The 18,899-nt window shown below is 59.6% G+C and carries 20 protein-coding genes; 8 read left to right on the top strand and 12 right to left on the bottom strand.

From position 1 onward, the window contains the following. Nucleotides 1–44: 44 nt before the first annotated feature. Together erpA and argC are read right to left on the bottom strand one after the other, a co-directional pair. Complete coding sequence (gene erpA / locus HKK52_RS23780) at nt 45–395, bottom strand: iron-sulfur cluster insertion protein ErpA (protein WP_007947969.1); 351 nt, start codon at nt 393–395, stop codon at nt 45–47. 167 nt (nt 396–562) lie between these two features. After that, nucleotides 563–1,597 carry an N-acetyl-gamma-glutamyl-phosphate reductase gene (gene argC, locus HKK52_RS23775; protein WP_123512992.1) on the bottom strand — a complete coding sequence of 345 codons (1,035 nt, stop codon included), beginning with the start codon at nt 1,595–1,597 and terminating at the stop codon, nt 563–565. Between the two features lie 135 nt (nt 1,598–1,732). Here argC and hemJ point away from each other — a divergent pair, with 135 nt between their 5' ends. The 6 genes from hemJ to coq7 all read left to right on the top strand — a co-directional run bounded on the left by hemJ (nt 1,733) and on the right by coq7 (nt 6,351). Then, nucleotides 1,733–2,161 (top strand): protoporphyrinogen oxidase HemJ, encoded by a 429-nt coding sequence (gene hemJ, locus HKK52_RS23770; RefSeq protein WP_169372834.1) that lies wholly within the window; start codon nt 1,733–1,735, stop codon nt 2,159–2,161. Between the two features lie 33 nt (nt 2,162–2,194). Further along, the gene (locus HKK52_RS23765; RefSeq protein WP_169372833.1) at nt 2,195–3,163 is read left to right on the top strand and encodes an NAD(P)H-dependent flavin oxidoreductase; all 969 of its coding nucleotides are present in this window, start codon (nt 2,195–2,197) and stop codon (nt 3,161–3,163) included. 92 nt (nt 3,164–3,255) lie between these two features. After that, the gene (locus tag HKK52_RS23760; RefSeq protein WP_169372832.1) at nt 3,256–4,233 is read left to right on the top strand and encodes a DUF805 domain-containing protein; all 978 of its coding nucleotides are present in this window, start codon (nt 3,256–3,258) and stop codon (nt 4,231–4,233) included. 62 nt (nt 4,234–4,295) lie between these two features. Next, on the top strand, nt 4,296–5,084 hold the full coding sequence (locus tag HKK52_RS23755; protein ID WP_169372831.1) for an SDR family NAD(P)-dependent oxidoreductase: 789 nt from the start codon (nt 4,296–4,298) through the stop codon (nt 5,082–5,084). Between the two features lie 80 nt (nt 5,085–5,164). After that, nucleotides 5,165–5,503 carry a histidine triad nucleotide-binding protein gene (locus HKK52_RS23750; RefSeq protein WP_169372830.1) on the top strand — a complete coding sequence of 113 codons (339 nt, stop codon included), beginning with the start codon at nt 5,165–5,167 and terminating at the stop codon, nt 5,501–5,503. 200 nt (nt 5,504–5,703) lie between these two features. Continuing rightward, entirely contained in the window at nt 5,704–6,351 is a 648-nt protein-coding gene (coq7, locus tag HKK52_RS23745; protein WP_169372829.1) for a 2-polyprenyl-3-methyl-6-methoxy-1,4-benzoquinone monooxygenase, read from the top strand. A 67-nt stretch (nt 6,352–6,418) separates the two neighbouring features. On the opposite strand, the gene speD is transcribed toward coq7, so the two are convergent. Both speD and HKK52_RS23735 read right to left on the bottom strand, forming a co-directional pair. Beyond that, nucleotides 6,419–7,213: an adenosylmethionine decarboxylase gene (gene speD / locus HKK52_RS23740; RefSeq protein WP_092277355.1), complete on the bottom strand. Its 795-nt coding sequence runs from the start codon at nt 7,211–7,213 to the stop codon at nt 6,419–6,421. A 239-nt stretch (nt 7,214–7,452) separates the two neighbouring features. Continuing rightward, the gene (locus HKK52_RS23735; protein ID WP_007941657.1) at nt 7,453–7,875 is read right to left on the bottom strand and encodes an OsmC family protein; all 423 of its coding nucleotides are present in this window, start codon (nt 7,873–7,875) and stop codon (nt 7,453–7,455) included. A gap of 236 nt (nt 7,876–8,111) precedes the next feature. On the opposite strand from HKK52_RS23735, the gene crp reads away from it, so the two are divergent. Beyond that, complete coding sequence (gene crp, locus HKK52_RS23730; protein ID WP_169372828.1) at nt 8,112–8,756, top strand: cAMP-activated global transcriptional regulator CRP; 645 nt, start codon at nt 8,112–8,114, stop codon at nt 8,754–8,756. Here the strand turns inward: crp and HKK52_RS23725 are convergent. From HKK52_RS23725 to HKK52_RS23710, 4 genes are all read right to left on the bottom strand, one after another. After that, the gene (locus HKK52_RS23725; RefSeq protein ID WP_169372827.1) at nt 8,753–9,454 is read right to left on the bottom strand and encodes a lipoate--protein ligase family protein; all 702 of its coding nucleotides are present in this window, start codon (nt 9,452–9,454) and stop codon (nt 8,753–8,755) included. The genes crp and HKK52_RS23725 overlap by 4 nt on opposite strands. Nucleotides 9,455–9,522: 68 nt before the next feature. Beyond that, entirely contained in the window at nt 9,523–10,359 is an 837-nt protein-coding gene (trpC, locus tag HKK52_RS23720) for an indole-3-glycerol phosphate synthase TrpC (protein ID WP_169372826.1), read from the bottom strand. Further along, the gene (gene trpD / locus HKK52_RS23715) at nt 10,356–11,405 is read right to left on the bottom strand and encodes an anthranilate phosphoribosyltransferase (RefSeq protein WP_123410517.1); all 1,050 of its coding nucleotides are present in this window, start codon (nt 11,403–11,405) and stop codon (nt 10,356–10,358) included. The genes trpC and trpD overlap by 4 nt, the downstream gene beginning before the upstream one ends. A 9-nt stretch (nt 11,406–11,414) precedes the next feature. Next, nucleotides 11,415–12,008: an aminodeoxychorismate/anthranilate synthase component II gene (locus HKK52_RS23710; protein ID WP_169372825.1), complete on the bottom strand. Its 594-nt coding sequence runs from the start codon at nt 12,006–12,008 to the stop codon at nt 11,415–11,417. A gap of 408 nt (nt 12,009–12,416) precedes the next feature. Between HKK52_RS23710 and estP the strand changes: the two genes are divergently transcribed. Further along, nucleotides 12,417–14,327, top strand: coding sequence for an esterase EstP (gene estP / locus HKK52_RS23705; RefSeq protein WP_169372824.1), 1,911 nt, complete (start codon nt 12,417–12,419; stop codon nt 14,325–14,327). 74 nt (nt 14,328–14,401) lie between these two features. Here the strand turns inward: estP and trpE are convergent, their stop codons facing one another. The 4 genes from trpE to HKK52_RS23685 form a co-directional block, all read right to left on the bottom strand. Further along, nucleotides 14,402–15,883: an anthranilate synthase component I gene (gene trpE, locus HKK52_RS23700; RefSeq protein WP_169372823.1), complete on the bottom strand. Its 1,482-nt coding sequence runs from the start codon at nt 15,881–15,883 to the stop codon at nt 14,402–14,404. A 71-nt stretch (nt 15,884–15,954) separates the two neighbouring features. Then, nucleotides 15,955–16,773 carry a phosphoglycolate phosphatase gene (locus tag HKK52_RS23695; protein ID WP_169372822.1) on the bottom strand — a complete coding sequence of 273 codons (819 nt, stop codon included), beginning with the start codon at nt 16,771–16,773 and terminating at the stop codon, nt 15,955–15,957. Continuing rightward, nucleotides 16,770–17,444 (bottom strand): ribulose-phosphate 3-epimerase, encoded by a 675-nt coding sequence (rpe, locus tag HKK52_RS23690; RefSeq protein ID WP_092277324.1) that lies wholly within the window; start codon nt 17,442–17,444, stop codon nt 16,770–16,772. The genes HKK52_RS23695 and rpe overlap by 4 nt, the downstream gene beginning before the upstream one ends. Before the next feature lie 117 nt (nt 17,445–17,561). After that, nucleotides 17,562–18,710 (bottom strand): iron-containing alcohol dehydrogenase, encoded by a 1,149-nt coding sequence (locus tag HKK52_RS23685; RefSeq protein WP_169372821.1) that lies wholly within the window; start codon nt 18,708–18,710, stop codon nt 17,562–17,564. Nucleotides 18,711–18,899 lie beyond the last annotated feature (189 nt).

Here is an 18,899-nt window from a genome sequence, read left to right as displayed (position 1 = left end):
GAACTGTGAAACCCTGCGGCGCTTTGTAATTCGGTGACGCGCGATCAGATCGAGAACGAAGAACCGCAGCCACAGGTCGTGCTGGCATTCGGATTCTTGATCACGAAACGCGAGCCTTCCAGGCCTTCCTGATAATCCACTTCGGCACCTGCCAGGTACTGGAAGCTCATCGGATCGACCACCAGACTCACACCTTCGCGCTCGACAATGGTGTCGTCATCGGCCACTTCCTCATCGAAGGTGAAGCCGTACTGAAAACCTGAACAACCACCGCCCGTAACGAATACGCGCAGCTTCAAGCGATCATTCCCCTCTTCATCGACCAGGCTCTTCACCTTGTGCGCGGCACCGTGGGTGAATTGCAAAGCCGTGGGGGTGAAGGATTCGACGCTCATGCTAACTATCTCCCGGCGTTACGCCGCCATATGCGTGATGACGGGCATTATCCGCTTCTCCTAGAAAATTGGTCAACTATTGTTACGGTATATCAATCAATCCAATTGTCAGACCAAAATGCAAAAAGGCCCATTTAATGGGCCTTTTTGCTGAGAGCAATAAAACCTTACGGCAGCATGCCCGCGTGGGACAGCCCCAGGCGCTCATCCAGCCCGAACAAGATGTTCAGGTTCTGCACCGCCTGCCCCGACGCACCCTTGACCAGGTTATCGATCACCGACAACACCACTACAAGGTCACCGTCCTGTGGACGATGCACGGCGATTCGGCAAACGTTGGCACCACGCACGCTGCGGGTTTCCGGATGGCTACCGGCCGGCATGACATCGACGAACGGTTCGTTGGCATAACGTTTTTCAAACAGCGCCTGCAGATCGACTGAACGATCGACGACGGTCGCGTACAGCGTCGAGTGAATGCCACGAATCATCGGCGTCAGGTGCGGAACGAAGGTCAGGCCAACGTCCTTGCCTGATGCGCGACGCAGCCCCTGGCGAATTTCCGGCAGGTGGCGATGCCCTTTGACCGCATAGGCCTTCATGCTTTCCGACGTTTCGGAGTACAGCGAACCTACAGCAGCACCACGACCGGCACCGCTGACACCGGATTTGCAGTCAGCGATCAAACGGGACGTATCCGCCAGACCTGCCTCGAGCAATGGCAGGAAACCCAACTGGGTTGCGGTTGGATAGCAACCCGGCACGGCGATCAGGCGCGCTTGCTTGATCTGCTCGCGATTGACTTCCGGCAGGCCGTAGACCGCCTCCTCCAGCAACTCTGGCGCACCGTGCGGCTGGCCGTACCACTTGGCCCATTCATCAGCGTCTTGCAGGCGGAAGTCCGCCGACAGATCGATGACCTTGGTCCCGGCAGCCAGTAGCTCACCGGCCAGGGCATGGGCAACACCGTGCGGCGTGGCGAAGAACACCACGTCGCAGGCGCCCAGGGTCTTGATGTCCGGAACGCTGAACGCCAGGCCGTCGTAATGGCCTCGCAGGTTCGGGTACATGTCAGCGACGGCCAGACCGGCCTCGGATCGGGAAGTGATCACTACCACTTCAGCTTGCGGATGCTGTGCCAACAGACGCAGCAGTTCGACACCGGTGTAACCCGTGCCGCCGACGATACCGACCTTGACCATAAACCTGCCCTCAACGAACCCACTGGAAAGCCGTCGATAATAGGGCCCGCATCGTCCTGCGACAACCGGCAAGGTGACGTGCGGACGCTCAAGCCTCTACTATCCGGGCTACCGTGAACCTGGGAATAACTAAAAATGCTTTATCTGTGGCTCAAAGCGCTTCACATCGTCAGCATGGTCTGCTGGTTTGCCGGCCTGTTTTACCTGCCGCGACTGTTCGTCTATCACGCACAAAGCGAAGACACTGTCAGCAAGGAACGCTTCAGCATCATGGAGCGCAAGTTGTACCGAGGCATCATGGGCCCGGCGATGATCGCCACCCTGATCTTCGGTATTGCCCTGATCTACCTCAACCCGAGCATCTTCAGCCAGGGCGCGTGGATCCACGCCAAACTGACCCTCGTCGTCTTCCTGATCGGCTACCACCACATGTGCGGCGCACAGGTAAAACGTTTTGCCCGTGGCGAAAACACCCGCAGCCATGTCTTTTATCGCTGGTTCAATGAAGTGCCGGTTCTGATATTGCTGGCTATCGTAATTCTGGTCGTCGTTCGGCCGTTCTAATCCAATAAGCAAACATCTATCGGGGTACTTCCAATGTCGCTGCCCGCTCTGCTCGAACAACATCTGCGCCTGCCGGTAGTGGCCGCGCCGATGTTCTTGATTTCCAATCCTCAGTTGGTGCTGGCCTGCTGCCAGAATGGCGTGGTGGGCAGCTTTCCAGCGCTGAACCAGCGCGAGAGCAGCGGCTTCAAGGCCTGGCTGGAAGAGATCGAGGCAGGCTTGGCGACGCTGGAGAACCCGGCGCCTTACGCAGTGAACCTGATCGTCCACAACAGCAATCCGCGGCTGCAAGCTGACCTGGATATCTGCATCGAGCACAAAGTGCCGATCGTGATCACCAGCCTCGGTGCCGTGAAAGAGCTGGTGGACGCAGTACACAGTTACGGCGGCCTGGTGTTTCACGACGTGACGACTCGCCGCCACGCGGAGAAAGCCGCCGAGGCGGGCGTCGACGGTTTGATCGCCGTCGCTGCGGGAGCCGGCGGACACGCCGGAACCTGGAGCCCGTTTTCGCTGATTGCCGAGATTCGCCAGTTCTTCGATAAGACCTTGCTGCTGGCCGGCTGCCTGAACCACGGCCACGAGATTCTGGCTGCACAATTGCTCGGTGCGGATTTGGCCTACTTTGGTACGCGATTTATCGGCACCACAGAAAGTCACGCACCTGACGCCTACAAGGAGATGTTGCTGACATCCAGAGCGGCGGACATTGTTCATACTCCAGCGGTGTCGGGCGTACCGGCGAGTTTCATGCGCCAGAGCCTGGAAGCCGCCGGTTTCGACACGGCAGCCTTGCAAGGCAAGGGCGAAGTGAACTTCGGTTCCAAGCTCAAACCTATCAGTGATGAAGCCAAAGCCTGGAAAACCGTGTGGTCTGCCGGCCAGGGCGTCGGGGAGATCGATGACTTACCGAGTGTCGACCAATTGGTCGCGCGACTGGACGCGGAATACCGAAAGGCCCTGGAACAGGCCGCACAATTGCAAAAACGCTGGCCGCGCTGAGATGAAAGTTTGGCCAGCCCCACCCGGCTGGCTTTACACTCCACACCTGTAACGTTTTCTAACTTAATTTTTCGCGACAAGGATGCCTCGCAATGAGCGACAACCGTTTCAAGATCGTTTTCGACGGCGCTCTGCTGCCAGGTGTTGATGTCACCACTGCCAAGCTCAATCTCGCCGAGCTGTATAAAAGCGAAGTGTTTGCTGTTGAACGGCTGTTCACCGGCAAGACAGTCACGCTCAAACAAGGCTTGTCGCAGACCGACGCGCAAACCTATCTGCAGGCGCTGACGAAAACCGGCATCGATGCCCGAATCGAAAGCGAACCGTCGATAGAGCTGAATCTGGCCGATGCTCACGAGCATGTGCCCGCCAGCAGCCAACCTGTATTTACCGAGCCTTCCTCCCCTTACGCGCCGCCCCGAGCCGCTGTCGGCGAATACCTGCCGGCGTTTTCCACGCTCAAGCCCTTCGGCGTCGAAGGCCGCATCGGCCGCCTGCGTTATCTCGCGTGGACGATGACCCTGACGCTGGTCATGCTGGCCGCCGGTACGGTAGCGGCCGTACTGGCCATCGCGATCATCAGTGCCGATTCGACAGCAGGCCTTATTATTGGCGGCCTGGTAGCGTTCCTCCTATGCATCGCCGTCGCCGTCGTCAGTATTCAGATCAGCGTCCAGCGCCTGCACGACATCGGCTGGTCCGGCTGGACCTGGCTACTGAACCTTGTGCCGCTTCTGGGCAGTTTCTTCCCGTTCGTGATCATGGCGGTGCCGGGCAGCAACATTGCCAACCAATACGGCCCACCTCCTCCGCCGAATACCACGGCGGTCAAGGTGCTGGCTTCGCTCTGGGTTGTGTTTACAGCGATCGTCTTCATAACTTTGCTGGCGGGCGGTTTCAACGCTATCCAGCAAGAATACGAAAATGCGGCGGAAACCAGCTACGACAGCGGTTCGGTGACCACCGACGAAGTCGAAGCCGAGCCCGCCGACGAGGCTGAGCAAGCACCCGATTCCGCAGACGATGAAGCCGAAGAAGCCCCGGCCCCTGTAGACTCTGCGAAAGAATGAACAGCGCTCCCCGCCCGTGACACCTGCGTCGCCGGCGCGGAGCTGTTGCGATGGAGAACTGCATGACCCGTTACGCTCTGATCACTGGCGCTTCCAGCGGCATCGGCCTGGCGATGGCCGAGGCGCTGGCCCGCCGCGGCCACAGCCTGATTCTGGTGGCCCGACAGCGTGATCAGCTGGAAAGCATTGCGATTGAACTGACTCAGCGTTTTGGCGTTGAAGTGCTATTCCGCGCCTGCGACCTGGGCGAACCGTTAAGGCTGTCCGGTTTTTTGCTGGAACTGGAAGAAGGTGATCGCCAGATCGACCTGCTGGTCAACTGCGCCGGAATCGGTACGTGCGGCCCGTTCCTGGCCCAGGACTGGATGACCGAGCAGGACTTGATCGAGGTGAACATCCTCGCCCTCACCCGCCTGTGCCACGCCATTGGTAACAGCATGGCGTTGCAGGGCGGCGGGCAGATTCTGAATGTCGCCTCGGTGGCGGCCTTCCATCCCGGGCCGTGGATGAGCACTTATTACGCGAGCAAGGCGTATGTGCTGCACTTTTCCGAAGGCTTGCGTGTCGAGTTGAAGAAATGCGCGGTCAAGGTGTCGGTGCTGTGCCCAGGCCCCACGCGTACGGCGTTTTTCCACACGGCGCAACTGGACACCGTCAAAGTCACCGACAGTAGACTGCTGATGAGTCCGGAAGAAGTGGCGCTGTACACCGTGCGGGCCCTGGCAAAAAATCGCGCCATCATTATTCCTGGCCGGCTGAATCGCTGGCTCGCCTTCCTGCCACGATTCGGTTCGCGATGGCTGACCCGGACAATCGCCGGTATGGTCAACAAGGCCTACTGCCCGCGCTAATACCCTTGAAGGTAAAAGGCTGGGCTCGGGTCTACCCCATGGGTACACTCAGGCCAGCCCAAACAACGGAGAAAACAGCTGTGGATACTCTGTTCACCAAGATCATCAACCGGGAAATCCCGGCCAAGATCATCTACGAGGACGACCAGGTACTGGCCTTCCACGACATCGCCCCACAGGCACCGGTGCATTTTCTGGTCATTCCGAAAAAAGCGGTGCGCACGCTCAATGACCTGACCGAAGAGGACAAGGCATTGGCCGGGCATATCCTGTTCACCGCCCAACGCCTGGCGCTGGAGCTGGGTTGCGAAAAGGGCTTCCGCGTTGTCATGAACTGCAATGAAGAAGGTGGGCAGACTGTCTATCACATTCATATGCATGTACTGGGTCAGCGCCAGATGACTTGGCCGCCGGGTTAATCCGCCTGCCTGCCCTTTGTTGGAGCGAGGCTTGCCCGCGAAATGGTCGACGCGGTCATCCAGATAGACCGCGTTATCGTTCTTCGCGGGCAAGCCTCGCTCCTACGGGTTCAGTGGTGATCCCGCCACAATGACCCAGCGCAAACCTTCCCCGGCCGATTCGGTTAAACTGGCCGCCGAGATTCCTCCCGGAGGTCAGCATGACTACCCAGCGTCACTACTCGCCGATTGACCGTCTTCTGCTGCAAGCCGATGCCGCGATGCGTACCCTGCTGCCTTTCAGTGGCCAGCCGTACCGTCCGTCGCCAGCCATCGTGCAGCCGGAAACGCAAATGAGCGACGAAGACACCCGACACGTCGCCGGCCTTATGCGCATTAACCATACCGGCGAAGTCTGCGCCCAGGCGCTGTACCAGGGCCAGGCCCTGACTGCCAAGCTGCCGCACGTGCGCGCCGCCATGGAACATGCCGCCGAAGAAGAAATCGACCACCTGGTCTGGTGCGAACAGCGCATCCAGCAGTTGGGCAGTCACACCAGCATTCTCAATCCGCTGTTTTATGGCATGTCGTTCGGGATTGGCGCTGTGGCCGGGTTGATCAGCGACAAGGTCAGCCTGGGGTTTGTGGCGGCTACCGAGCATCAGGTGTGCAAACACTTGAACGAGCATCTTGAACAACTGCCGGCCGAGGACGAAAAGTCACGGGCGATTCTTGAGCAGATGCGCATTGATGAAGAACACCATGCGGAGAGCGCACTGGACGCTGGCGGTTTCCGCTTCCCGGCGCCGGTGAAGTTCGGGATGAGTCTGTTGGCCAAGGTGATGACCAAGAGTACGTATCGGATTTGACCCCTGCAGAAACCCATAAAAAAGGCGACTACCCCGAGGTAGTCGCCTTTTTTTGTACTCGAAAATCTTAGGTCGGCATGTTTCGCGCGTAGAAGATTTCCAGCATTTCGTGTTTCACCCGATCGGTCACCTGGGCACGTTGCTCAGAGGACAGGCTGTTGGTCGCATCGCCGAACAGGTAGTCGTCCAGTTCGAAGTTCTTCAGCAGCATTTTGGTGTGGAACAGGTTTTCCTGGTACACGTTCACGTCAGTCATCTGGTAACTGTCGCGGGTGTCTTCGGAGAGGTAGTTCTGGATCGAGTTGATCTCGTGGTCGATGAAGTGCTTTTTGCCTTCAACGTCACGGGTGAACCCGCGCACGCGATAATCCACGGTCACGATGTCCGAATCGAACTGGTGAATCAGGAAGTTGAGCGCTTTAAGCGGTGAAATGACGCCGCAGGTCGACACGTCAATGTCCACACGGAATGTCGCAATACCGTCCACCGGATGGATTTCCGGGTAGGTGTGCACCGTGATGTGGCTCTTGTCGAGGTGGGCCAGGATAATCTCGGGCAACGGGCCCGGGGACTCTTCGATCTGGCTGTCGGTCGGGGTTACCGGCTCTTCAGAGATCAGAATCGTGACGCTGGCGCCCTGTGGATCATAGTCCTGACTGGCGATGTTCAGGATGTTGGCACCAATGATATCGACAACTTCCGTGAGGATCTGCGTCAGGCGTTTCGCGTTGTACTCTTCATTGATGTACTCGACGTAAGCCTGCTGGTCTTGCGGGGTTTCCGCGTAGCAGATGTCATAGATGTTGAAGCTCAAGGTCTTTGTCAGGTTATTGAACCCGTGGAGCTTGAGTTTGCTTTTCACCGTTAAAAACTCTCTATGTATTGCGGCCCGGGCCGCGTGATCAAGCATGCCCGTCAGATGCGAACAACGCAGCTGCGTAGGACGGTTAACACCTCTTCGCGATGGCGATTTTGGTTGTCTGTTCGGATCGGCGGCCTGTCGGTTGACGGGCCACGACCCTGAAAAAAGTGGCGCATTATGCAGACGTCAGCTATGGATCGCCAGAGTCTGCACTGCTTTTATGATAGTTGAATGTCGAATCAACCGAGTTCGATGATCTCGTAGTCGTGGGTAATCGCCACGCCAGCCGCGCCGAGCATGATCGAGGCCGAGCAATACTTCTCGGCGGACAGTTCGATGGCGCGTTTGACCTGGGCTTCTTTCAGGCCCCGGCCCTTGACCACGAAGTGCATGTGGATCTTGGTGAAGACTTTTGGATCTTCGGTCGCGCGCTCGGCTTCGAGGAAGGCTTCGCAGCTTTCAACGGCCTGCCGGGACTTCTTGAGGATGCTGACCACATCGAAATTGCTGCAACCGCCGACACCCAGCAGGAGCATTTCCATCGGGCGTACACCCAGGTTGCGACCACCGGCGTCCGGCGGACCGTCCATGACCACGACATGACCGCTGCCGGACTCACCGAGGAACATGGCTTCGCCAGCCCATTGGATGCGTGCCTTCATCGCCAAGACTCCACTGTATAAAAAAGGGTCGCCAGCTTAGCACAGGGGCCCGTAATGACAGCGCCTCGCCTTTCTAGGACGGACGTGCCAATCTCCCGCGTAAATTCTCGAATCCTGAAGGAATGTGTCTGTTAAGCTGGCGCCAATTCGCTGGCGCTTAGCCAGCCCTGCAGCGCCCGTCATCAGTAATTCATAAAAAAACCAACCACACCGTGCAGTCTTTTCGGGATACAACCATGGTTGCTATTACCCCAACACCCAAAATCAAGAACCTCGACAAGCTGTTGATGCATTGCCAGCGCCATCGTTATGCGGCCAAGAGCAACATCATCTGTGCTGGCGATCGTTCCGATACGCTGTTCTTCATCATCAAGGGCTCGGTCACCATCCTGATCGAGGATGACGACGGCCGCGAGATGATCATCTCCTATCTGAACGCCGGGGATTTCTTCGGCGAGCTCGGGTTGTTTGAACAGGCCGGGATGGAACAGGAACGCAGTGCCTGGGTACGCGCCAAGGTCGAATGCGAAGTCGCGGAAATCAGCTACGCCAAGTTCCGCGAACTGTCCCAGCAAGATCCAGACATTCTTTACGTACTCAGCGGACAAATCGCACAACGCCTGCGCAATACCACGCGCAAGGTCGGCGACCTGGCCTTCTTTGATGTGACCGGGCGTGTTGCCCGCTGCCTGCTGGAACTGTGCAAGCAGCCAGACGCCATGACCCACCCGGACGGCATGCAGATCAAGGTGACCCGTCAGGAGATCGGGCGGATTGTCGGGTGTTCCCGGGAGATGGTCGGTCGCGTACTCAAGGATCTGGAAGAACGCAACCTGGTGGACGTCAAAGGCAAGACCATGGTGGTCTTCGGTACGCGTTAAGCGTCGAACATCCCTGCCAGCAACTGGCGGTACAGCGCATGGAGGCGCTCCAGCGCATCAGGCGCGGCGAACTTTTCATGCAAGGCAATGTGGCTTTCGGCGCGAACCCGCTGTTCCAGGCCGCACACTTCATTGAAGCGGTTGACTGCCGCGACCATCGATTCCCGTTCGTTATCCAGCAACAACGCCCCGTGCACCAACCCTACCGGACGCGTTCCGCCCTTGCTCTGGCGCCAGCGCTGAGCGGTGCCGACCATCTTGCGCCCGTCGAGGTTGACGTTGAAGCGGCCATCACAGAACGCGCCTTCGACTTCCCCCAATGATGAAACACCGCCCAACTCATCAAGCAGCTGACAAATCGGGTCGCAGAGTCGACGGTAAGCGGTTTCGATTCGATTCTGGTCACCTTCGCTGCGCGGAGCTGCGTAGACCAGGGCAATGTTGATGGTTGCCGCCGACTGCGGGACCGGTTCACCGCCGGTTTCGCGCAACAGTACCGGCCAACCCGCAGCAGCCGACACCTCACAGGCTGCGTCGAAACCCGGAAGACGATTCAACCGACGCGGCATGACCAGCGCCCGGTCGCTTGGCTGCCAAAACAACAGGCCAAACTCCGAATCGCCGGTGCACACCTGCGCCAACAGATCCTGCTCGGCAATCAGGCCAGCTTCGACAGTCAGGGCAACGGGCTGGGTCATGGCAGTAAAAATCCTTGGTCGTGGGCTACAAAAAAGCCGGCATCGCCGGCTTCTTCATTGAATCAGATTCAGTCGAGTGTAGAACCGCTCACCGCAGTGCCGCGCTCTGGAAAGAACAAACGCTGCAGTTCAGTGCCAGGGCTTTCGGCACGCATGAACGCTTCGCCGACCAGGAATGCGTACACGTCGCTGATTTCCATCAACTCGACATCGGCGCGATTGAAAATGCCACTCTCGGTAATCACCAGGCGATCGCGGGGGATGCGCGGCAACAGGTCGAGGGTGGTTTCCAGGTTGACGTCGAAGGTGTGCAGGTTGCGGTTGTTCACACCCACTAACGGCGTGTCGAGGGTTTTCAAGGCCCGCTCCAGCTCGTTGCCATCGTGGACTTCCACCAGCACATCGAGGCCGACGCTTTTGGCCACGGCGGCCAGTTCGGCCATCTTCACGTCGTCCAGCGCGGAGACGATCAACAGCACGCAGTCGGCGCCCAGGGCACGGGCTTCAACGATCTGGTACGGATCGATCATGAAGTCCTTGCGGATCACCGGCAGTTTGCACGCGGCGCGCGCCTGTTGCAGGTAGGCATCGGCGCCCTGGAAGTAATCGATATCGGTAAGTACGGAGAGGCAAGTGGCGCCGCCCTTCTCGTAACTCTTGGCGATGTCGGCCGGCACGAAGTTCTCGCGAATCACGCCTTTGCTCGGTGAAGCTTTTTTGATCTCGGCAATCACCGCCGGGTGCTTGAGCTTGGCCTGGGCAATCAGGGCCTGGGCAAAACCACGGGGTGCATCGGCAGCCTTGGCCAGGCTTTCCAGTTCGGCCAGGCTGACACGAGCGCTACGCTCGGCAACTTCCTGGACCTTGCGGGCCAGAATGTTTTCCAGAACCGTCGGTACACTCATCCCTCATTCTCCACTCGAAATACCGCGGTAAACGCACCCAACTCCTCGAGTTTCTCCCGAGCGAGGCCGGTGTGCAGCGCGTCGTGCGCCAGGGCAACGCCCTCTTTCAAACTTGTTGCGTGGTCGGCGGCATACAGCGCGGCACCGGCATTGAGCACAATCATCTCGGCGGCTTTCTGGCCGTTCTCGGTCTTGCGCTTGCCCAGGGCATCGCGAATCAGTTCGAGGGATGCAGCCGGGCTGTCCACCGCCAGACCGTGCAGGCTCTGGCTCTTCATGCCCAAGTCTTCCGGCTCGACCCAATACTCGGTGATCTGATCGTTCTTCAGTTCCGCGACAAACGTTGGCGCGGCGAGGCTGAACTCGTCCAGGCCATCCTTCGAGTGCACCACCAACACATGTTTGCTGCCCAGACGCTGCAAGACTTCGGCCAGTGGCCGGCACAGCGCCGGGTTGAACACGCCCACCACCTGATGTTTCACGCCGGCCGGATTCGTAAGCGGGCCGAGCATGTTGAACAGGGTGCGCAGGCCAAGGTCCTTGCGCGGACCGGCGGCGTACTTCATGGCGCTGTGATGAGTCTGGGCGAACATGAAACCGATGCCGACGTTATCGATGCAGCGTGCGACCTGGACCGGCGTCAGGTTCAGGTAAATCCCGGCCGCCTCCAGCAAGTCCGCGCTGCCGCTTTTGCCCGAGACCGCACGGTTACCGTGTTTGGCCACGGTGCACCCGGCCGCCGCGACCACGAAGGAAGAAGCGGTCGAGACGTTGAAAATATTTGCACCATCACCACCGGTGCCGACCACATCGACCACGCCGTCGAGAGTCTTGAGCTCGACCTTGTCCGCCAGCTCGCGCATGACCGACACCGCGCCGACGATTTCGTCGATGCTCTCGCTCTTCATGCGCATGGCCATCATGAACGCGCCGATCTGCGCGTCCGAGCATTGCCCGGTCATGATTTCGCGCATCACATCGCGCATTTCATCGGTGCTGAGGTCGAGGTGATCGACGATACGGCTCAGGGCTGTCTTGATGTTCATGAAAAGTCCTTAGCGCGTGCCGCCGGTTTGTTTGAGGAAGTTGGCGAACAGCTCGTGGCCCTGCTCGGTGAGGATCGATTCAGGGTGAAATTGCACACCCTCGATGTTCAGCGTCTTGTGGCGCAGGCCCATGATTTCGTCGACCGAGCCGTCTTCGAGTTGGGTCCAGGCGGTCAGCTCCAGGCAGTCGGGCAAGGTTTCACGTTTGACGATCAGCGAGTGGTAGCGGGTGACGGTCAACGGACGGTTCAGGCCTTCGAAAACACCCTTGTCCTCGTGGAATACCGGACTAGTCTTACCGTGCATGACCTGACGGGCACGCACCACATCACCACCAAAGGCCTGGCCGATGGACTGGTGACCGAGGCAGACGCCGAGGATCGGCAGCTTGCCGGCGAAGTGCTTGATCGCTGCGATGGAAATGCCGGCTTCGGTCGGCGTGCAAGGACCGGGGGACACCACGATGCGCTCAGGGTTGAGGGCTTCAATTTCAGCAATAGTGAGTTCATCGTTGCGCACGACTTTGACCTGGGAGCCGAGCTCACCAAGGTACTGCACAACGTTGTAGGTAAAAGAGTCGTAGTTATCGATCATCAGCAACATGGCGCTGGGAACCTCTTGAATTCACTGACTTTTAATACAGCCTTCAGATAATTACCCGCAGAGCGCTGCGCTTTGTCAGGTGCTGGAGTGGCGCCAGCAAAGCGGCATTTCAAACAGGTAAAGAAGGCGAAGCGGGTACAGGTCCGGCGTGGCCGGCAAAAGAATTCAGGCGCGCCAACGCCAGCGGGCGTGTGCCTTGATGACTTGATCCAGGAGTTTGCTGATGATCAACACGGGAAAGGTCTCATTCATACGTCTTGGCACAGTAACTTAGCTGGGCAGAGCGTGCAATATGGCGCACACGAAGGGTTGCGAAACAATCGAAGGGTTCGCGACAGATGGCAAAAGGCCGGAAGTTTTTGGTACTGTCGTTTCGTTCACTACAACAATAAATAAACGGACTTGCTCATGATCAAACAGACGTTGTTTGTACCGCTCGCCGGTTGCCTGCTCGCCATGGCCTGCGCCCAGGCGAATGCGGCGCCCAACCCTTACTCGAGCTTCGTGGTCTTCGGCGACAGCCTCAACGACGCCGGGACGTTTGCCGACACCGGCGGGCCTGCCGGGGCGACCCAGCGTTTCACCAACCGTACCGGTCCGGTCTACCTCGACGGCAGCGGTGAAAACCGCTCGCTCAACGCCACGCAAATTCTCGGCGGGAAGCTGGGGTACTCAGCGGATCAGACGGCGTCTTCATCCTCGGCGGTCCGCGCCAACGAAGGCCTGCCCGATGGCAACAACTGGGCAGTCGGCGGCTATCGCACCGACCAGATTCTCGATTCGATCACCAGCACTTCCGCTACCGGCGAACGCACGCGCGCGGGTTATCTGCCGTCGAACAACTTTCGCGCCGACCCGAATGCGCTGTATTACCTCTCGGGTGGTGGTAACGACTTCCTGCAAGGTCGCGTGACCAGCCTGCCTCAGGCCAGCGCCGCCGCCGATCGCCTGGCCAGCAGCGCGCAAGTCCTGCAACAGGCCGGCGCCCGCTACATCATGGTCTGGCTGCTGCCGGACATTGGCTTTACCCCGGCGTTCAATGGCTCGCCGCTACAAGCGTTCACCTCCCAGCTGAGCAACCAGTTCAACACCGAACTGGTGAGCCAACTGCAAAGCATCAATGCCAACATCATCCCGCTGAACATCCCGGTCCTGCTCAAAGAGACGTTTGCCAACCCCGGGCAGTTCGGCCTGGCCACCGACCAGAACCTGAGCGCCACTTGCTTCAGCGGCAACAGTTGCACCGAGAACGCCCGCTACGGGATCAACAGTGCAACGCCGGACCCGACCAAGCTGATCTACAACGACTCGGTGCACCCGACCGAAGCCGGGCAGCGCCTGATTGCCGATTACGCCTACTCGCTGCTGTCCGCGCCATGGGAAGCGACCCTGTTGCCGCAAATGGCCCAAGGCACATTGCGCTCGCATCAGGATGAGTTGCGTAACCAATGGCTGGCGGATTGGGAAAACTGGCAAGGCGTGGGTCAATGGCGGGCGATTGTCGCCGCTGGCGGCCAACATCAGGACTTCGACAGCCAGCGCAGTGGCGCCAGTGCTGACGGCAATGGTGCCAACCTGAACATCGGTGGCAGCTACCGGTTGAATGACGCATGGCGCGTGGGCCTGGCCGCTGGTTTCTACAATCAGAAACTCGAAGCCGGCGACAACGATTCGGACTACAAGCTCAACACCTACATGGGCACAGCGTTCGCCCAGTATCAGCAGAACCGCTGGTGGGGTGATGCGGCCGTGACGGCCGGGCATCTGGACTACGACAGCCTCAAACGCAAATTCCAGTTGGGGGTCAACGAACGCGGGGAGAAAGGCGATACCGACGGCTACCTGGTGGCCTTCAGTGGCCGCGTAGGTTACGACATCGCGCCGCTGGCGAGCAGCCCGTGGCACCTGTCGCCGTTTGTGAGTGCTGATTTCGCCAAGGTTGAGGTCGACGGTTACTCGGAAGATGGCGCCGACTCTACTGCGCTGACGTTCGATGACCAGTCGCGCATCTCCCGGCGTCTTGGCATAGGCCTCCAGGGCAAATACCAGATCACTTCGCAGACCCAGGTGTTCGGCGAACTGGCTCACGAGCGTGAGTACAACGACGATACCCAGGACGTGACCATGAACCTCAACAGCCTGCCGGGCAACCGCTACACCCTGGCCGGCTACACTCCGCAGACCAACCTGAACCGTTTGAACCTGGGCATAAGCCATAACCTCACCAAGGATTTGGCGCTGCGGGCCAGTTATGACATTCGCAAGGACGATGACTTTACCCAGCAGGGCGTCAATGTTGGCGTCAGCTTGGACTTCTAAATCGCAGGCATAAAAAACGCGGCGCCCTCACAGACGCCGCGTTTTTTTTATGCTGAACACTTATAGTGGCGAGCTCAAACGTCCGGCGTTTGCTCGGCCAGAGCCACGGCGCGGAACATCGCACGGCGCTTGTTCAAGGTTTCTTCCCATTCCAGCGCCGGCACCGAGTCGGCGACGATGCCGCCACCGGCCTGCACATGCAGTTCGCCGTCCTTGATCACCGCGGTGCGGATCGCAATTGCGGTGTCCATGTTGCCGTTCCAGGCGAAGTAACCGACCGCCCCGCCGTAGACCCCACGCTTGACCGGTTCCAGCTCGTCGATGATTTCCATCGCGCGAATCTTCGGTGCGCCGGACAAGGTGCCCGCCGGCAGAATCGCCCGCAATGCATCCATCGCCGTCAGCCCGGCCTTCAATTGCCCGGTGACGTTGGAGACGATGTGCATCACGTTGGAATAGCGCTCGATGACCATCTTCTCGGTGAGCTTCACCGAGCCGATTTCCGAAACCCGACCGGTGTCGTTACGGCCAAGGTCAATCAACATCAAGTGCTCGGCGATTTCCTTGTCGTCGGACAGCAGGTCTTTTTCGAGCGCCAGATCCGCTTCTTCGTTGGCCCCGCGTGGGCGGGTGCCGGCAATCGGGCGCACGGTGATCAGATTGTCTTCGACCCGCACCAGCACTTCCGGCGAACTGCCGACAACATGGAAGTCGCCGAAGTTGAAGAAGTACATGTAAGGCGTCGGGTTGAAGCAGCGCAGCGCTCGGTACAGATCAATCGGCGCAGCCTTGAAGTCGATCGACATGCGCTGGGACGGCACGACCTGCATGCAGTCACCGGCCAGGATGTATTCCTTGATGGTGTCGACGGCTTTTTCGTAATCGTCCTGGGTGAAACTGGAGCGGAATACCGGATCAGCCGATTGCTGTTTGCTGAAATCCAGGCCGCGACGCGGAGTGATCGGCTGGCGCAGTTTCTCCAGCAGCTCTTCCAAGCGCGCCTGACCTTGCTCGAAGGCATCGGCCTGCGCCGGATCAGCGAGGACAATCGCGTGCATCTTGCCGGCGAGGTTGTCGAACACCACCACCGCGTCGGACACCATCAGCAGAATGTCCGGCACGCCCAGCGGGTCCGGGTTCGGGCACTTGCCCAGACGCTTCTCCACATAACGCACGCAGTCATAACCGAAATAACCCACCAGGCCGCCATTGAAGCGCGGCAGGCCAGGGATGGTCGGGACGTTGTAGCGGGCTTTGAATTCTTCGACGAAGGCCAATGGATCTTCGGCCTCAAGGCTTTCGATCTCGACGCCGTCGTGGGTCACGCTGATGTGGTGATCGTGAACCCGCAATACGGTGCGGCACGGCAGGCCGATGATCGAGTAACGGCCCCACTTCTCCCCGCCCTGCACCGATTCCAGCAAGTAGGAATTCGGCTCGTCGGCCAGTTTCAGGTAGATCGACAGCGGCGTGTCGAAGTCGGCCAGGGTTTCGCAGGCCATCGGGATACGGTTATAGCCGGCAGCGGCCAAACGCAGGAATTCTTCGCGGATCATGGGGTAGCCTCGTGGCTTGAGGGTCTAACAGTCAGGTATGCAAACGCGCCGGCAGGCCGGCCAGGAACAAGTCAGGCGCGCCAACGCCAGCGGGCCAGGGCCTTGATGACTTTCATCCAGAGTTTGCGAGTGACCACCACGATGGCGTTTCCAGAAGGGGGTTGAACAGCGTCGGGCAACGTTATCTCAGCCGTCAGATCCAGGCAACCGGGAATTAGCTTGCGCAGATCGTCGATCACCAGCGCCGGCGACTCTTCGGCAATCGGCCGGCCATGGTTGTAGCCATAACTCAGCGCTACGCACTTGACCCCCGCCGCTTTCGCCGCCAAGACATCACTGCGCGAATCGCCGACAAACAACGATTGCGACGCCGGGATATTGGCCATTTTCATGACGAAGAACAGCGCGGCCGGATCGGGTTTCTTCTGCGGCAGGGTGTCGCCGCCGATGATCCATTTGAAGTAGCGGCCGATTTTCATCTGATCCAGCAGCGGCGCGACAAAGCGCTCCGGCTTGTTGGTGATCAGCGCCATCTCGACGCCCTGCTTGTGCAGCCACTTCAGGGTGTCGCGTACGCCGGGATAGACCACGGTCAGCTCATGGCTTTCGCTATAAGCCTCCATGAATATCTCCAACGCGCCTTCGGCCTCGCCATCATCGACTGCCGAATGCTCGATGCCCCCGGCCAGCGCGCGGCGAACCAGCACCGGCGCGCCGTTGCCAACCCACTTGCGCACCGACTCGAGGCCCGCCGGTTCGCGGCCCAGTTTGAGCAGCATGTTATCCACGGCAACCGCGAGGTCGGGGACCGAATCGATCAGCGTGCCATCCAGATCGAACATCACCAGCCGCGGCAGACGCCCCGGGAACAGCTGCTCAAAGCCACTCATGGACGAGCCAGCGCCAGTTCGGAACGCATCTTCTCGATCACTTCCTGGTAGTTCGGCGCATTGAAGATCGCCGAGCCGGCCACGAAGGTGTCGGCGCCGGCGGCGGCGATTTCACGAATGTTGTTCACGTTGACCCCGCCGTCGATTTCCAGGCGAATGTCACGGCCGGACGCATCGATCAGCGCACGGGCCTGACGCAGTTTGTCGAGGGTGCCGGGAATGAACTTCTGCCCACCGAAGCCAGGGTTGACGCTCATCAGCAAGATCATGTCGACCTTGTCCATCACGTACTCGAGCACGCTCAGCGGCGTCGCCGGGTTGAACACCAGGCCTGCCTTGCAACCGCCCTCGCGGATCAGTTGCAGGGAACGGTCGACGTGTTGTGTGGCTTCCGGGTGGAAGGTGATGTAGGTCGCGCCAGCCTCGATGAAGTCCCCGACGATGCGATCCACCGGGCTGACCATCAAATGGGCGTCGATCGGCGCGGTCACGCCGTACTTGCGCAATGCCGCGCAGACCATCGGGCCGATGGTCAGGTTGGGCACGTAGTGATTGTCCATGACATCGAAGTGCACGAAGTCGGCGCCAGCGGCCAGGACGTTGTCCACTTCTTCGCCCAGGCGGGCGAAGTCAGCGGAGAGAATCGACGGAGCAATTACGAAGGGCTGCATGACGCACCTTTTTTGAGCAGAATCACGATGGCGCGCATTGTATACCTCATGCTTTGACGCGCGCACTGTGACCGCGATGATTGGGCCTGCCTTCAATCGATAATCGGCCGCGAGGCTCTAGTACGCCGCCCGGTAGATCTTCTCGATATCGACGGCGCTCAACTTGCGCGGATTGTTGCGCATCAGGCGCTCGATCCCCGCCGCTTCCACGGCCATGGCCGGGATCGCATCCTCGGGCACGCCGAAGCTGCGCAGGCCGAGGGGAATCTCCACCGCCAGGCACAACGCGGTCATCGCCTCCACGGCTTTGTCCGCCGCATCGGTGGCGCTCAGGTGCGCGGTCTTCACGCCCATGGCCTCGGCAATATCCTGCATGCGCTCGACGCAGGCCAGCTTGTTCCAGGTCATCACATACGGCAGCAGCAACGCGTTACTGACGCCATGGGCAATGTTGTAGCGCCCGCCCAGCGGATACGCCAGCGCATGCACCGCGCCGACCCCGGCATTGCCGAACGCCATGCCGGCCATCAGGCTGGCGGTGGCCATGTCTTCGCGGGCTTGCAGGTTGGAGGGGTTGGCGTAGGCCTTGGGCAGTGCCTGGGTAATCAGCTTGATCGCGCCAATCGCCAGGGCATCGGTGATCGCCGAGGCGTTCAGCGACAGGTAGGACTCGACCGCATGCACCAGCGCATCGACGCCACTGGCGGCGGTGACACTGCGCGGGCAGGTCAGGGTCATTTGCGGGCTGACCAGTGCCACGTCCGGCAATAGATAGTCGCTGACGATGCCTTTCTTCAACTGCGCGACCTTGTCCGAGAGGATGGCCACGTTGGTGACTTCCGAACCGGTGCCGGCGGTGGTCGGGATGGCGATCAGCGGCGGGCCTTTGCGCGGTACCTGATCGACGCCGAACAAATCTTCCAGTGCGCCGTGATAACCGGCATAAGCGGCCACGCTTTTGGCGATATCGATGGCGCTGCCGCCGCCGAGGCCGATCAACCCGTCATGCCCGCCTTCGCGGTAGACGCGCATGCAGTCTTCGACGATGGCGATTTCCGGGTCGGGCAGGACCCGATCGAAAACCTCATAGGTGCGATCGCCCAGATGCGCCAGCGCCAGCTCGACCGTGCCGGACTTGACCAGGGCGGCATCGGTGACGATTAGCGGGTTATCGACATCCAGGCGGGTCAGCTCGGCGGCCAGTTGCTCGATGGCACCGGCGCCGGTGATCAGTTTGTGGGCAATTTTGAAAGAGGAAAGACTCATGTGCGCAGCCTCTTATCGTTAGGGGAGCTGGGCACAATAGTAGCTGGGGATTGGGGTTTGTCTGTTATTCAGGCAGTGAATACCCGGAGATGATCGTTCCCACGCTCCGCGTGGGAATGCAGCCAGGGACGCTCTGCGTCCCAAGAGCGGACGCGGAGCGTCCGGTGAGGCATTCCCACGCAGAGCATG

The organism is Pseudomonas sp. ADAK2 (assembly GCF_012935755.1).
Taxonomy (GTDB): domain Bacteria; phylum Pseudomonadota; class Gammaproteobacteria; order Pseudomonadales; family Pseudomonadaceae; genus Aquipseudomonas.
This window is presented reverse-complemented; position numbering and strand designations above follow the sequence as displayed.

Bases quoted from the DNA above. Each gene is read 5' to 3' on its own strand.
- erpA (WP_007947969.1), bottom strand. From the start codon at position 395: ATGAGCGTCGAATCCTTCACCCCCACGGCTTTGCAATTCACCCACGGT.
- argC (WP_123512992.1), bottom strand. From the start codon at position 1,597: ATGGTCAAGGTCGGTATCGTCGGCGGCACGGGTTACACCGGTGTCGAA.
- hemJ (WP_169372834.1), top strand. From the start codon at position 1,733: ATGCTTTATCTGTGGCTCAAAGCGCTTCACATCGTCAGCATGGTCTGC.
- HKK52_RS23765 (WP_169372833.1), top strand. From the start codon at position 2,195: ATGTCGCTGCCCGCTCTGCTCGAACAACATCTGCGCCTGCCGGTAGTG.
- HKK52_RS23760 (WP_169372832.1), top strand. From the start codon at position 3,256: ATGAGCGACAACCGTTTCAAGATCGTTTTCGACGGCGCTCTGCTGCCA.
- HKK52_RS23755 (WP_169372831.1), top strand. From the start codon at position 4,296: ATGACCCGTTACGCTCTGATCACTGGCGCTTCCAGCGGCATCGGCCTG.
- coq7 (WP_169372829.1), top strand. From the start codon at position 5,704: ATGACTACCCAGCGTCACTACTCGCCGATTGACCGTCTTCTGCTGCAA.
- HKK52_RS23735 (WP_007941657.1), bottom strand. From the start codon at position 7,875: ATGAAGGCACGCATCCAATGGGCTGGCGAAGCCATGTTCCTCGGTGAG.
- crp (WP_169372828.1), top strand. From the start codon at position 8,112: ATGGTTGCTATTACCCCAACACCCAAAATCAAGAACCTCGACAAGCTG.
- HKK52_RS23725 (WP_169372827.1), bottom strand. From the start codon at position 9,454: ATGACCCAGCCCGTTGCCCTGACTGTCGAAGCTGGCCTGATTGCCGAG.
- trpC (WP_169372826.1), bottom strand. From the start codon at position 10,359: ATGAGTGTACCGACGGTTCTGGAAAACATTCTGGCCCGCAAGGTCCAG.
- trpD (WP_123410517.1), bottom strand. From the start codon at position 11,405: ATGAACATCAAGACAGCCCTGAGCCGTATCGTCGATCACCTCGACCTC.
- HKK52_RS23710 (WP_169372825.1), bottom strand. From the start codon at position 12,008: ATGTTGCTGATGATCGATAACTACGACTCTTTTACCTACAACGTTGTG.
- estP (WP_169372824.1), top strand. From the start codon at position 12,417: ATGATCAAACAGACGTTGTTTGTACCGCTCGCCGGTTGCCTGCTCGCC.
- trpE (WP_169372823.1), bottom strand. From the start codon at position 15,883: ATGATCCGCGAAGAATTCCTGCGTTTGGCCGCTGCCGGCTATAACCGT.
- HKK52_RS23695 (WP_169372822.1), bottom strand. From the start codon at position 16,773: ATGAGTGGCTTTGAGCAGCTGTTCCCGGGGCGTCTGCCGCGGCTGGTG.
- rpe (WP_092277324.1), bottom strand. From the start codon at position 17,444: ATGCAGCCCTTCGTAATTGCTCCGTCGATTCTCTCCGCTGACTTCGCC.
- HKK52_RS23685 (WP_169372821.1), bottom strand. From the start codon at position 18,710: ATGAGTCTTTCCTCTTTCAAAATTGCCCACAAACTGATCACCGGCGCC.